Source organism: Tolypothrix sp. VBCCA 56010 (genome assembly GCF_050875635.1).
Lineage (GTDB): Bacteria > Cyanobacteriota > Cyanobacteriia > Cyanobacteriales > Nostocaceae > Hassallia.
Genome location: NZ_JBPAOH010000558.1, coordinates 1 through 207, shown reverse-complemented (window position 1 = coordinate 207; position 207 = coordinate 1). Strand labels below are relative to the sequence as shown.

Genomic DNA, 207 nt, shown 5'->3' with positions numbered 1-207 from the left:
GAATTACATGCGTTGGGCGAACGGCTACTATTTTGGTGAAGGGTCTGGTTATGATTTTTCTTTTTTCACCTCGCTTGGTTTCGACCTGACGCTGACCTCTGTGTTGAGCAGCTGGATGCGCGGAGATAAAGTGAAAGTTTACCAGGAAGGCGACAGTTCTTCGTCGCTGAAGTCGATGTTCGGAGAGGGATTCATACGGGCAGTGAA

At 48.8% G+C, this 207-nt stretch carries 1 protein-coding gene; it reads left to right on the top strand.

Translation table 11 applies throughout. The features are described 5' to 3' along the window. Positions 1-207 (top strand): hypothetical protein (locus AABK37_RS42345; RefSeq protein ID WP_432557324.1); only part of this gene is annotated, 207 nt, incomplete at both ends.